Source organism: Pseudomonas sp. AC083 (genome assembly GCF_979253165.1).
Genome location: NZ_CEEDDH010000351.1, coordinates 1 through 235, shown reverse-complemented (window position 1 = coordinate 235; position 235 = coordinate 1). Strand labels below are relative to the sequence as shown.

Genomic DNA, 235 nt, shown 5'->3' with positions numbered 1-235 from the left:
GCATCGGCCCGACCACGCCAAGCACGATCAGCAACAACTGAATGCGCCCGCGCCGGCGGCGGGGAACGGGTTTGGCCTCTGACATGCTGGGTGGATTCATGGCGCTTCCCATGGCGTTTCTCCTTTGCGTTGTGCCAGCCCAAATAGAGGGAGAGTCCGAGCAACGCCGTGGCCATGGCGAACCATTGCACGGCATAGCCGAGGGGTTTTTCCGGGCCCATCGCGACCACCGGCC

General features: G+C 64.3%; 1 pseudogene. It reads right to left on the bottom strand.

From position 1 onward, the window contains the following. Positions 1–80: 80 nt before the first annotated feature. A pseudogene (locus AC0IXA_RS28160) lies at positions 81–235 on the bottom strand (SURF1 family protein); the annotation flags it as partial.